We start from the raw sequence: 12,874 nt of genomic DNA on the forward strand, positions 1-12,874 counted from the left end.
CTTTACTAATAAGAGTGATATTTATTATAGCAGAATGTGAAGAATTATGAATGACTTTGTCGAATGAAGATGATCTCTTTCTTATTAACTGCTTCCAAGTTACAATAGAGAGGAAGATCATGTGTTCGTCTACAATCAAAAGTTTCCTATTACATCTTGAAAGGTGTTAATTATATGTTAATTTTGCAAGCGTTATTTTTCCCTCCAGAGCAGCCTGGTGGGGTTTCTTCCATGGTTCCGTATGTGCTAGAAAAGTTTAATAAGCGCGGCTGGGAGATGGAACTGTTCTCACTGCCTAAACGTGTTCGTGGGAAAGGTACAGATGAAATTAAGTTCGAAACATTCGATTATCATAAATATGAAGGCAATCTACTAGTTGATAAATACATTCAGACTTATAAGGATTATATATGGTGGACGAGAATGCGGGTGACGAAGAAGTATGATCTCATTCATGCCCACCACCCAATTGCGGCACTTGCGATGAAGCATTTATTCCCGGACACACCGGTTATTATGACGATTCACTCCTCTTATGAACGAGAGCTGTTCTTAAATGGAAAAATTACAGCAAGCAGCCAGGAACATGATTTCCTAACTTCGATCTATGGAGAATTAGAAGCGAATTTGGATCAATTGTTAACCGTGTCGAATTCGTTTAAAAATTATTTGGCTGATTACGTGCAGGATGCAGAGCGCATCGGCGTCATACCGAACGGGTTTGATGAGAAGAGATTCCGACCAATGCCACATGAGAACGCCATTCCTCAATTAATTACGGTATGTCGTCTTGTTCCAGCTAAAGGTCTTGATACACTGCTGTTAGCATGTGCGGAGCTGAAGAAGCGCGGTCAGAACTTTGTTCTTCATATTATTGGAGATGGACCGATGAGATTAGAACTAGAGCAAATGGCAGTTGAGTTAGATATTTATGAAGAGACAATCTTCTATGGCTACATGCTGCATCCAGAAGAATTCATGCCGTTCTTTGATATATTTGTTCTGCCTTCCCAAGCGGAGGCGTTCGGATCTGTGTTTGCTGAGGCGGCACTTTGTTTACTTGCACTTGTTGGAACGAATGTTGGTGGGATCGCGGAGCAAATTGAGCATGGACGTAATGGACTACTCGTTCCACCTGGGGATGCTCTTGCTCTCTCTGTCTCATTAGAGAAGCTTATCGCTGATCCTGCGTTTCGTTATGAAATGGCGCGAGCAGCTTCAGAGAAGGCGCGTAAGACATATGGTCTTAGCCGGGTGATTCGTCAACTGCGCTCGGTCTATGAGAAGTATGATCATGATAAGCAAGAAGCATTGTGAGGAGGACGGAAATGCAGTCTTTTCGATTTATACACAGTGCGGATCTTCATCTGGATTCACCATTTCGAGGGATGACAAGGGTTCCCGAGGCGATTCGTGATCGTCTTCGGGAATCAACTTTTCATGCTTTTCAAGAACTGGTGCATTTGGCGATTCGTGAAAAAGTAGATTTTGTGCTCATCAGCGGTGATGTGTACGATGCAGCAGACCGATCACTGAAAGCACAGATTCGCATGCAAAAAGGGGTACAAGCTTTAGCGGATCAAGGAATTGAAGTGTTTATCATTCATGGGAATCATGATCCGCTTGATGGACGCGCGGCTAAACTTACGTGGCCTGAGGGTGTGCGTATATTCCCGACAGATGAGGTTGGCGTGTTTCCTGTCCGTAAACCGGATCGAGGTGTGATTGCTTATGTGCATGGAATTTCTTATCCCACAGCAGCAGTAACAACCAACTTGTCCGTTAAATATAAGCCATTTTCTTCAAATGAACGTGTGTATCAGATTGCGATGCTTCATACGAATGTGGATGGGGCTTCTGATCATGATAACTACGCACCTTGTACGAAGAGAGAACTTATTGACAGTGGATTTGATTATTGGGCGCTCGGTCATATTCATACACGCCAAGAGCTTCATGTAGAGGGTCAACCACCAATTGTGTACCCGGGAAATATTCAAGGGCGAAGTATTCGTGAAACTGGCGTAAAGGGTTGTTATATCGTCGATGTGAATGAATCGACTCAAACCAGCTTAACCTTTTATCCGCTTGATCGGATCCGTTGGGAAGGCGTGAAGCTATCCATTGCAGGGATGGATTCCGAACAAGAGCTGAAAGACGCGCTCGAAGAGAAATTGGAGGAGCTACGGGTCAGTCAGGACGGTCGATCTACGATTGTGCGCGTCTATCTCGAAGGAAGAGGTGTTCTGCATGATCAGCTGCGTAAGGGGCAAGCATTGGGCGAACTGCTAGAGGAACTTCGAGCGGAGGAGCTTAGGAACTATTTGACAGATCATGAACAGGATACATATATAGAAGATCGAATGAGAGTGTTAGCAGATTCATTTGATACAGCATTCGTCTGGATTGAATCCATTATTGATCAAACTGTTAGGGAATTAGACATCGATACATGGCTCACACAACCTAATTTAATTGGAGATTTGCTTCGTGAATCTAGACAACTGCAGCGAAGTGAAGTTGAACTGCGTGCATTCGTAGGAGAGGCATTAATGAACCTTACTTCGCAATCGTCTTTAGGTAAGTTCGTTATTCCAGATCGGGAAGAGGAGCTGCTTCAATTACTTCAAGATGCGGAGAGCATGGTAATGGACTATCTCACAGATGGAGGGTGGGAAGGTTGAAGATTGTTAGCATTCAAGTAGATGGATTCGGTCATTTGAGAGATCGTACTTGGCAGCTGGATGGGGCGATAACCCTTGTCTATGGAGCGAATGAAGCGGGTAAAAGTACACTAATGGGATTTGTGCGTGCAATCTTATTCGGATTTGCACCTCGAAGTCAGCTTGCTGATCGTTATGTCCCGTTAGGTGGAGGTGCGCACGGTGGAAGTTTAATCTTGGTTGATGACCAAGGAAAGCGTGTGCTAGTAGAGCGACATGATCAGGGTGGAGTTAGAGGTCGAAGCTCGGTATCTGCAGGGACTGTTAAAGTTACATTTGAAGACGGATCAGTAGGTGGAGAAGATGCGCTTGCCATACTACTTGGCGGGATGTCTGCAGAGGTGTTCCGATCATTATTTGCATTTGGTTTAACCGAATTGCAGGAACTTCGCAATTTGCAAAAAGAGGAAATTAATGGATATTTATATAGTGCAGGTTTGGGTATTCCACCTGCTGCATTAATGGATAGTGAACGTAAATTAGTTCAAAGATTGGAACAGTTGTACAAGCCCAAAGGTAAGAAACAAGATTTGAATGTCGGTTTCAAAAAGTTAGAGGAGCTGGATGCGGCGCTGCGTAGGAGTAAGGAACATGCGAATCAGTATGAATACCTGAAACAAGATGTGCAAACCGTGGAAGTTCAAATCGAAGAGTTGGAAAACAAGAAGAAGCTTGTGAAAGAACGGCTTGATTGGCTTCAAACTTGTTACAAAGCGTTTGAGCCTGCTGTAAGGCTGCAGGAATTAAAGCGGGAACTCGAAGAATTACCAGCTATTCCTGAACATTTTCCAGAAGATGTAGTTGGTAAATGGGAATCCATACAAGCGGAAACGTATCATCTGCAAGAGGAGCTACAGCAAGTACAAATCAAGCTAGACGAATTAATGAGACAGTTACAAGAGCATGAGCCTAATGAGGAAGTGCTATCGCAGCAAAGTGAGATCGAAATTTTACTTGAGCGGATGCCGATTTATCAAAATGATGAGCGCACGATGATCACGTTGCAATCGGAATTGGAATACGAGGGGAAAGAGTTGGCTCGGACACTTCGTTCCATTGATCCAAGTTGGTCAGAGTTCGAATTGCAGCAGTTCGCTTTATCGGCAGCAATGCGTGAACAATTGAATAAGTGGAAAGAGCAATTTGCTCAGCTCGCGATTCAGCAGCAAAGAGAAAGCTTATCGCATCGTACCGTTATGGAGCAAATTGAGAAGCAGGAAAGTAAAATACATGAGCTTCAGATGAAGAAAACACAGTATGATTCCGTTCAAGGTTCAACTGGATTGTATAAGAAATTTATCGGGATTCCGGGAATTCAGGATATGAAAAAGCAGCTGCGAACGATTCGGCAGATGTATAACGAGTATCATAATGCGATGACAGAGTATCGTCACTTGAAGCAGCGAGCAGAAGATTATCGGATGCATCAAGAGGCGCTGCTAAGTATGCAGAGGGACGTCGATGTAAATAGCGATGGATTGCAATCGAAGTATAGTACCGGTTCTGCACTTGGAAAGATCGGAGCTATGGCTGGTGCTATTGTTGGAATTGGTTTAGCGGTGTGGTTATTCGTTCGTGGAGATACGATCATTGCAGCCATACTCGGTATAATGGTGTTTGCTGGATGCTTGGGATATTATCAATTGGCTAAAAGTTCATCGCCGAAATCAAATGGCAGAGGTCGAGGTTCCCGAAGATACGTGATGGATGCAGATGTTGTGGAGTCTGGGGTGAAATTGCCTTCGGATCTTCAATTTAAGCTTGCACATGTCGAAAGTCAGATAGAGAAGCTTTGCGAAGCATTAAGCGTGCTTGTTCAACCATTGATGACATCTTCAGAATTAGCAAGTTCTTCGAATGAAGGCTTAATGGATCATTCTTGGGATGGTGAGCGTAAACAACGTGGAATTGATGATGCGATGTTACGTCGAGAAGATCATCAGCTTGGTTTTACGCAGCAAGATTATACAGTGTCAGATTCGATGGTGAGACAACGGACACGAAGTGAAGATGGTGGATTATCCGCCACTTTCGCACAAGGATGGATGCAAGTTGAGGTATGGCTTGCTAAAGAGCTGGCTAAGTGGGAAGAAGGATTCGAGCGCTGGGAACGTGATCAAGATGGACGCTTGCGAATTACAGATCAGCTGGCTGAGAATAAGCAAGAATTACAAGTTCTTGCTAAGCAGAGCGATGACATAGCGAATCGAGTAGCCGAATTACATCATGAAGATATACAGTTACAGGATGCATGGGCACAGTGGCTGAAGCAGTACGGATTCTCTGCGCCGTTAACTCCAAGCGGCTTGCTGGAGAGCTTGCCGCTCATTGAGCAGGGACATAGCCTTCTGTTCAACAAGCAGCGCCTTCAGACGCGGCTTGCTGCAGTAGAGGGCGCCGCGCGCGAATACGCGGCGCAGGTGGATGGACTGCTTGGCATAGCCGCAGTCCAAGAGGGACCCATCCTCGGCATCAAACGCCGAGGGGAGGCGCTTGCGCAGGAACTGCGCAAGCGTGAGGCGGCAGCGCGCGCAAGTGAGGCGCAGCGCGCTGCCGCTCTAGAGGCGCAGGCGCTTAGCACGCGCCTGGAAGGACTCCAGCTCCGCGAATCGGAGCTGCTCGCACTTGCCTCCGCGGAGTCCGAAGCGGACCTCCGCGTGAAAGCGCGCCACGCCCAGCGGCGGGCGGAGCTGTTAGGGGAGCAGCGGCATCTGCTCCCCTCGGTGACGGCGCTGGTTGGCAGCCAGCGCCTGCAAGAGCTCTACGCCATGCTAGCTGAGCATGGCAAGCCTGAGCTCGCCGCGCTTGCTGGCGAGCAGGAGACTGCACATTCGCTTCTCAGCGAGGAAGCGAATGAACTGCGCGACCGGCGAGGGCGCCTAGCTGGTCAGATTGAGCAGCTAGAGGGCGGCGCCGGTCATGGGGACAAGCTGCAGCGACGTGAGGAACAAGTCGCTACGCTACAGGCGCTTGGTCGCGAATATGCGACCTGTGCAATTGCCGCCCATCTGCTGCGCAAGGCGCGCGAGATGTATGAACGAGAGCGTCAGCCCGGCGTGCTTACGCGGGCATCCCGCTATTTCGCAGAGATGACAGGGGGGCGCTTTGTTGGTGTTCGAGCTCCGTTTGGTGAGAATAAGCTTGAAGCCGTTAAGCCGAGCGGACAAGGTGTCGAGCCTGCATTCTTAAGCCGTGGCACAGCCGAGCAGATGTACCTGGCAATGCGGTTTGCATTAGCAGAAGAGTATGCTTCTCGTGCAGTCGTGCCGATGATCATGGATGATATTCTAGTTAACTTTGATCAACAGCGGATGGAGCGATGCCTGAAGCTATTGCAAGAAATTAGCGGACAGCGTCAACTTCTCTTATTTACATGCCATGAGCATGTACGGGACGCGGCATTGCGTCACATCCCGGGCTTGCAACTTATTGAGTTGTAGGAAAACACATAACAAACAAGCCCTCTTTTTTAGGTGAAGAGAAGAGGGCTTGTTTCATACGATATGGAAACAGAAGCGGAGGGTCAGATGTGGAGGAGAACGAGAAAGAGATAAATAGCGAGAGTAATCATAGTCCAGATAAAGGACAAGCCAAACCGCGTGAAATTACGTATCATGTTGGTTGGAAAAAAGGGAAAATGCACGTAGGCGAACCGCCAGTTTCTTCTGCTACTACATACAGACAGACTAGATCTTCGCAGTTGATTGATTTATGCTATCGCATTTATCTTAAACAAGTGCCTATGCCTCCAAGTTCTGCAGTTCCGTATGTGCTGTGGGCTTTACCGATTGTTAGCTTTTCACTAACTGTTCTGCTTGTTTATATGCTCGTGTATTAATTATTTAGGAGGAATGAAGGTGTTTGAACTCAATGTCATTATTGCAATCATCGGTAGTCTGATCGGTCTTGCTGTCACAGGCGGTGCGATCTATACTGTATGGTTCATGCTGCAAGCTCGTAAGTTGTCAGAAGGTCAAGATGCGGGGAATAAGCCGCACCATTTACCTGTTGAATTGTTACGTTGGAACGTGCTTGATTATATGTTAATCGGTTTATTCTTGGTCGGTATGCTTATGCTTGGTGCAGATTTATTCGCGGTATTGCGTGATAAAGCAAGTTTCCCTGATTATCATATTGCGTATTTGGTCGGTGGATTTATTTTCTCGTTTCTTGGGATGGTGCTATTATTCTTACGATTCATGATGCTGTATCACGCGCTACATGCTGCGTCTCTTCCAAACCATAAAGCCAAGCCAGACCATGGAGATCATGCCGAAAGCGGGATATAACGCAGAGAGTAAGACTTTGAACCCGATTTGTGAAACAATATAGCTTAGAGCTAAGAGTAGAACAAGAATGAACTTGTTATGGATCTTAGAGCGTTGCTCCAATTGTAAGGTTAAACCGTAAATGTCCGCGATATAGGTTGTGAAAATTTCACAATAAATGACGAGGATGTAGATGATTTGAACGGCATAGCCAAGCTTCGTCACAAGACCGGCCATGGGGATTTCAAATTGAGTAACCCCCGGCATCTGTGAGGAGAGGGCGATATGTGCACCAATTAGCAAGAGTCCAATAATGCCGCCGCCGATTCCCGCACCTAAGTAGAGTACCGATTTGTTCGGAGCTGCAGCTCCAAGCGGGACAAGTACAGCCTGTGCAGTAGAGAGGTTAAAGGCGGCATACAGAAGCGGTGCCAGCCAAATTTGATTCCAGGAATAATCCGATGTGAGGAACATCCAATTGCCTGCATAGGGACTGCTTGAGGTATGCCAGACGATGATACCCGAGAATAGGATCATAATGGGGACAATGATGGTATTGACCGTCATAATGGCTCCGATACCGCGCGAAATAACGAGATAGGATAAGAATAAAGTGAGCAGCAAGCCTGTTTGGTAAGACATATGAAGCTGTTCGGCAAAGACAGAGCCTGCACCTGCGAGCATAACCGTTGATATCCCAAACAAGATGACCATCATAAACAATGACACAATCGACCCAATACGCGGTCCGAATAGCATCCGATTCAAATCCTCGTAAGACTTGGCTTTCATATCGTAAGCCATCACCATCATTTTGACGCCAATCCATATAAAAAGAATCGTAGCAAGCATGATCGTAAACGTCGCCATCGAGCCATACTTGGTGAAAAACTGCAAAATCTCTTGTCCGGTCGCAAATCCAGCGCCTACAATCGTACCGATATATGTAAAAGCAATTCGCATAACACCGCCAAAGTGACGCAACATGCACTCTCCGCCTTTCTCTCGTCGATTAGTACAAGTTATGTTCGGGGCGGCTCGTACATGACAGGTAAAAATGAAAAAGCCGATACTTATGTACCGGCAAATAGTTTAATCGATTGAATTCGATCAGCTTTAATATCCATATCAAATTTGAGCACCGTGCCTTTGGATTTGTAGCTTAATACATACGCGCTATTCTGATCCGGCTTGCCAAGTGCTGAGAATACATCCTGCGCTTTCTGTCCTAGACGGACGCCGTTCAGTCCGGGGTCGATATAGGGAGAACGTATCTCAATGAATTGCAGCTTATTCACGTTATTGAACCCCACCGAGAAATCCTTGTACTCGAGTACATTGATGATATCCGCATCGTCTTCCATCTTAAACTGTGAAGGTGGTTTCCCAAATTTATTAATCGTGGATTCTCTGCTGCTCTGAAGGGAGAGACCCATTAATGTTGGTTTAGTGGACTGATAAGAATCTTTCTTATCGACTATTGGCTTGTTGTTCGTCGTCTCGTTTATTGCGCCTGTAGTCGGATCAGGTGATGGTGTCAAAGTTGGATTTATCAAATCTTCTCCAAACGGAGGGATCGTTGTCGTATTATCAGTAACCTGAGGTGTAGGTGTTGCCTCAACGTTAGCATGTTTGTCGTCACAGCCAGCCGTTATCAACATTCCGGCACATAGACAAGTGAGTAGAGCGATGTGCCAATTTCTGCGCATCCGAATCTTCCTTTCTCGTATTCCGATGATCTATTTCTCTATTATAGACTTAATGTTATTAAAAATAGTTTCAATTTAGTAGCATTTCGTTGCAAAATAGTGCTTGAATCCTAAGAGTTCCCTATGGTAACGTACTCATAGACCATTTTGTATGGAGGCATGTTCATGGATCTATTAAAAAAACGTATCGAAGAAGTAGGCGATGTTGTATCAGACGGCGTACTTAGACTTGACTCCATCTTAAATCATCAGGTTGATCCTGATCTGATTATGGCAATGGGTCGTGAATTTGCAGTTCGGTTTAAATCTAGTAATCCGACGAAAGTAGTGACAGTTGAATCATCTGGTATTCCAATTGCATTCGCGACAGCGCTAGAACTAGGTGTTCCATTAATTTTTGCTAGACGCAAAAAGTCAGTCACGATCAGTGAGCATGTTTATGAAGAGCGAGTTCCATCTTTCACGAAAGGGATCGTTACCGACATTGTGATCGCACAAAAATATTTGAACGAAGAAGATCGGGTACTCATCATTGATGACTTTATTGCTAATGGTGATGCAGCACGCGGACTCGTTCGAATTGTTGAAAAATCAGGTGCTGAGCTTGTTGGAATTGGTATTGCTGTTGAAAAATCATTCCAAAATGGTGGTCATTCCTTGCGTGAATTGGGCATTAAAGTGGAGTCATTAGCTAAGATTGCATCCCTGACAGATGGTAAAATTGTGTTTGAATCTTAAACAATAACGGGTAGTTGCGCCTTTTCTGAAATGAGATTATCTATTATAATAAGATCAGGGTAGTTAAAGGAGGCATCAACTTCATTATGAAAGAAAATATTTCAGAACAATATTTTGTTGAAAAATTAGCCGAAGCGAAGACTCACTTTGAGCGTGCTCTGGATTGTAAACATACTGAGTTTGATGACTTGTATCCGTATATGATCGAACACCCGCAATTTTTCTGGTACAAACGCTATGTAGCGTGGTCTGAACTTCTAACCGTCGTTAAACTTTGCTCTGAATTGTCGGTCAATTGGCAAGAGCAATTCTCCGAGAAGCAAGCGGAGTATATTCAAAAACGCGTAATGTCTTCAAAAGTTCTGGATTACTGGTTTGAGACAAAAGAACACGTATCATAATTATGAACTAACGTCGATATTGTAACATAATTTGGAAGATCTGTATGCCATCATGGCGTGCAGATTTTTTTATTCAAATCTTAATGGAGTGAAGCGTTTACAAAAGTTTACTCCAGTATAACGCTGGTGTATGCTACCAATAGGAGGTGGACCCTATGATTACAGATGAAATATTAGATCAATACCGTATCGAAGGAACGAAGTTACGTGTGATTCGTGATGCGGATCCTGTAAATGATGTTAAAGGGATTGTCCTTGCGTGGGATGATGAATTCGTTCTAATCCGCAAGCAAAACCGTCGTGTCTTGAAGTTACATCGGGGTTATGTGTATCAACCTTTTACAGATGAAAGACCGAAGGAATTTACGCTTCCTAACCTTCCAAGTGTTGAAGAATGAGGGAGATTATAGATATGGAGCTCAGGGAAATAGAAGGTGTCACTTCTCAAATTGTGATCGAAGACGACTGTCGATATGTATTGATTCAAAGTGAGAAGCCTCTACATACCTTGAGTACGAATATGTGGGGCGGCGGTTATGGTGAACACGCACTAATCATGAACCGGCAAGTACCCAAGAGCTATATGAGTACAGATCCTGTTGCTGAGATGAAGCAGTTCTTGCAGGAGCAAGGATTTATTTATGAACAAGTTGCAGGCATGTTAACAGCAGCATATGTCGTTGACGTGGGTTATAAAGGCATGAAGTTAACAAGCGTAGGGGAAGATGGCGATCAAACATTGCGCGTCAGTACATGGGTGACGATGGGGTTAGGTAATACAACTCGTGCAGGTTTACCTGTAAAGCCAGATGAATTGTATCCAGGAACCATTAACATTATCGTACTTATTGATGGTGATGTAACAGATGCGGCAATGGCAAGTGCAATTATAACTGCAACAGAAGCGAAGACAGCTGTCTTACAAGATTTAGGTGTGAAAGTGAAGAAGGGAAGTTTTCTTGCAACAGGAACTTCTACAGATGCTATCGTAATAGCAGCAACTGGCAGGGGACGGTCTCATCGTTATGCGGGAACTGCGACATGGCTTGGACACTTAATTGGTAGAACAGTGTATGAAGCGGCAATGGAGTCAGGACGCAAATACGAAGAGGCCATGATGCGGCGGGCATATGGCTGATCATCGATTTTTCTGGGCGTCTATTAGCAAAGCGAATAACTCTCCAGGATCCATCATGGCAGGTTGATTTTTTTTCGGACGTAAAGATCCTGTGAGTAGGATTTCAATGGATTGATTTCTGTCCAGGAGAATGGACTCGACTTCAAGTGCATTAGTAAGCAGGGCAGCGACGACAGCGAGCTGCTGAGGAGTAAGGGAATCTAATAAGATACCCTTCTTTTTTTTTGGCGAGCAACCATTGTCGGAGTTTGAGTTATTATTGGCGTTGTTTCCAAGTCGCTTGCTTTTACCTCCTGCCATGAATCCCACCTTCAATTTCTTCGATTATCGGGGTAATTGCTTTACCTTCTGCGAGGTTGCTCAGTACGGGTTTCGTCCTCATCTTCGTCTTCTTCCAATCCTTGACCATTTAAGAATGCAGCAATAACAATGCCCAGCGTCACGAGCAGGATGGATTTCTTCTCTTCTGGTTCATCTTTGTCAGCCATTTGTATTCGCTCCTTCGTACATCCTTCATCTTACAGTATAAGTAAAAGTAGGAGCGTTCGTGCTATATAAAAGCCTGTGTCGCAACATTCAAACAGCAATTGACAGATAATTAGGCGCATGATAAATTGAATTTACTTCCAAACTTGCGGTCATGGCGGAATTGGCAGACGCGCTGGCTTCAGGTGCCAGTGGTAGCAATACCGTGGAGGTTCGAGTCCTCTTGGCCGCATTATATGTATAAAGGAAACTCTTCTGGGATTTATAGAAGGGTTTTTATTTTGTTCCAAAAAAAGCCCCTGAATCGCCATAAGGGCAAATTCAAGAGCTCGTTCTGTAAAATATCGATTATTTATGGGGTGTCGGTTGCTGGACAAAATCCTTATTGTACGGATAAGTGACAGGCAGCTCACTGACCCGATCCAACCGAAGCACTTGTTCATCGGTCAATGACCAGCCCACGGCGCCCATGTTGGATTCGAGTTGCTCCATCGTACGGGTACCGATAATGGGTGCCGTCACTCCCGGCTTCTGCAGTAGCCAATTGATGGCAATTTGCGCCGGAGTCTTTTCCGCTTCTTTAGCAACGGCATACACCTCGTCCAGAATAGTCCAGGTGAACTCGTTGTTGTAATTACTCCAGGACTCTCCCCATCCTTCTTTTTCCGCTGCCGCTACTCGTGTACCTTCCGGCACTGCACTCATGCTTCGGTGGAATTTCCCACTGAGCCATCCTCCCCGCAGTGGGCTCCATGGGATGACGCCTAGTCCTTCGCTCTCACAGACCGGGATCAATTCGTATTCCGTCGCTCTGGTAAGTAAATTATATTGAGGTTGCAGGCAAGAGAAGGCTTCCCAACCGTTTCGCTTACAGAGATCAATTGCTTTCTGCAAATGCCAGCCCTTGAAATTACTGGCTCCGATATAACGAATATAACCGCGTCGAACAATATCGTTCAATGTTCCGAGTGTTTCTTCTAGAGGTGTCCGCGGATCCCAAGCATGTACCTGATAAAGATCAATGTAGTCAGTCCCAAGACGACGCAGGCTCGCTTCAATGCTGGCCATAATATGCTTGCGACTTAGGCCTACATCATTAGGCCCGTCCCCCATAGCAAACCGTACTTTCGTTGCGATAACGAGGTCGTCCCTCTGCTTTCCTTTCAACCAACTTCCGACGATCTCTTCTGAAAGACCATTGTTATACACATCCGCTGTATCTATAAAATTACCTCCAGCTTCTACGAAACGATCCATTATAGCGAAGCTGTCCTGCGCCGTCGTTTCACGCCCGAACGTCATGGCACCCAAGCCAAGCTCGCTTACTCTCAAACCGGTATTGCCCATATATCGATAGTCCATCTATATTGCCCCCTATTCCTTGATGAATTTTATTATATTGGATTCAATT

Annotated in this window: 14 protein-coding genes and 1 tRNA gene; 10 read left to right on the forward strand and 5 right to left on the reverse strand. The window is 45.3% G+C overall.

Annotation, left to right across the window (positions count from 1 at the left end):
* Window positions 1-174: 174 nt before the first annotated feature.
* The 5 genes from NV379_RS14785 to NV379_RS14805 all read left to right on the forward strand — a co-directional run bounded on the left by NV379_RS14785 (window position 175) and on the right by NV379_RS14805 (window position 7,012).
* A complete protein-coding gene (locus NV379_RS14785) occupies window positions 175-1,317 on the forward strand; it encodes a glycosyltransferase family 4 protein (protein WP_258208085.1) in 1,143 nt (380 codons plus the stop codon).
* 11 nt (window positions 1,318-1,328) lie between these two features.
* On the forward strand, window positions 1,329-2,684 hold the full coding sequence (locus NV379_RS14790) for a metallophosphoesterase family protein (RefSeq protein WP_258208086.1): 1,356 nt from the start codon (window positions 1,329-1,331) through the stop codon (window positions 2,682-2,684).
* Window positions 2,681-6,163, forward strand: coding sequence for an AAA family ATPase (locus NV379_RS14795; RefSeq protein WP_258208087.1), 3,483 nt, complete (start codon window positions 2,681-2,683; stop codon window positions 6,161-6,163). The genes NV379_RS14790 and NV379_RS14795 overlap by 4 nt, the downstream gene beginning before the upstream one ends.
* An 89-nt stretch (window positions 6,164-6,252) precedes the next feature.
* Window positions 6,253-6,561: a hypothetical protein gene (locus NV379_RS14800; protein ID WP_258208088.1), complete on the forward strand. Its 309-nt coding sequence runs from the start codon at window positions 6,253-6,255 to the stop codon at window positions 6,559-6,561.
* 19 nt (window positions 6,562-6,580) lie between these two features.
* Window positions 6,581-7,012: a hypothetical protein gene (locus NV379_RS14805; protein WP_258208089.1), complete on the forward strand. Its 432-nt coding sequence runs from the start codon at window positions 6,581-6,583 to the stop codon at window positions 7,010-7,012.
* Here the strand turns inward: NV379_RS14805 and NV379_RS14810 are convergent.
* Window positions 6,941-7,978, reverse strand: coding sequence for a YkvI family membrane protein (locus tag NV379_RS14810; protein ID WP_308860293.1), 1,038 nt, complete (start codon window positions 7,976-7,978; stop codon window positions 6,941-6,943). The two genes, NV379_RS14805 and NV379_RS14810, sit on opposite strands and share 72 nt — an antisense overlap.
* A gap of 86 nt (window positions 7,979-8,064) precedes the next feature.
* The gene (locus tag NV379_RS14815; RefSeq protein ID WP_258208090.1) at window positions 8,065-8,700 is read right to left on the reverse strand and encodes a DUF4309 domain-containing protein; all 636 of its coding nucleotides are present in this window, start codon (window positions 8,698-8,700) and stop codon (window positions 8,065-8,067) included.
* Between the two features lie 165 nt (window positions 8,701-8,865).
* Here NV379_RS14815 and NV379_RS14820 point away from each other — a divergent pair, with 165 nt between their 5' ends.
* From NV379_RS14820 to NV379_RS14835, 4 genes are all read left to right on the forward strand, one after another.
* Window positions 8,866-9,438 (forward strand): xanthine phosphoribosyltransferase, encoded by a 573-nt coding sequence (locus tag NV379_RS14820; RefSeq protein ID WP_258208091.1) that lies wholly within the window; start codon window positions 8,866-8,868, stop codon window positions 9,436-9,438.
* 86 nt (window positions 9,439-9,524) lie between these two features.
* A complete protein-coding gene (locus NV379_RS14825; RefSeq protein WP_258208092.1) occupies window positions 9,525-9,839 on the forward strand; it encodes a hypothetical protein in 315 nt (104 codons plus the stop codon).
* A 155-nt stretch (window positions 9,840-9,994) separates the two neighbouring features.
* Window positions 9,995-10,237, forward strand: coding sequence for a hypothetical protein (locus NV379_RS14830; protein WP_258208093.1), 243 nt, complete (start codon window positions 9,995-9,997; stop codon window positions 10,235-10,237).
* A 14-nt stretch (window positions 10,238-10,251) separates the two neighbouring features.
* Window positions 10,252-10,977, forward strand: coding sequence for an adenosylcobinamide amidohydrolase (locus NV379_RS14835; protein WP_258208094.1), 726 nt, complete (start codon window positions 10,252-10,254; stop codon window positions 10,975-10,977).
* Here the strand turns inward: NV379_RS14835 and NV379_RS14840 are convergent, their stop codons facing one another.
* On the reverse strand, window positions 10,978-11,277 hold the full coding sequence (locus NV379_RS14840; RefSeq protein ID WP_258208095.1) for a hypothetical protein: 300 nt from the start codon (window positions 11,275-11,277) through the stop codon (window positions 10,978-10,980).
* Between the two features lie 41 nt (window positions 11,278-11,318).
* Complete coding sequence (locus NV379_RS14845; RefSeq protein ID WP_258208096.1) at window positions 11,319-11,465, reverse strand: hypothetical protein; 147 nt, start codon at window positions 11,463-11,465, stop codon at window positions 11,319-11,321.
* 146 nt (window positions 11,466-11,611) lie between these two features.
* Between NV379_RS14845 and NV379_RS14850 the strand changes: the two genes are divergently transcribed.
* A tRNA-Leu gene (locus tag NV379_RS14850) sits at window positions 11,612-11,695 on the forward strand.
* A gap of 116 nt (window positions 11,696-11,811) precedes the next feature.
* Here NV379_RS14850 and NV379_RS14855 read toward each other — a convergent pair.
* The gene (locus NV379_RS14855; RefSeq protein WP_258208097.1) at window positions 11,812-12,825 is read right to left on the reverse strand and encodes an aldo/keto reductase; all 1,014 of its coding nucleotides are present in this window, start codon (window positions 12,823-12,825) and stop codon (window positions 11,812-11,814) included.
* Window positions 12,826-12,874: the final 49 nt, after the last annotated feature.

It is taken from the genome of Paenibacillus radicibacter (genome assembly GCF_024721995.1).
In the GTDB taxonomy this organism is placed as follows: Bacteria; Bacillota; Bacilli; order Paenibacillales; family NBRC-103111; genus Paenibacillus_AM; species Paenibacillus_AM radicibacter.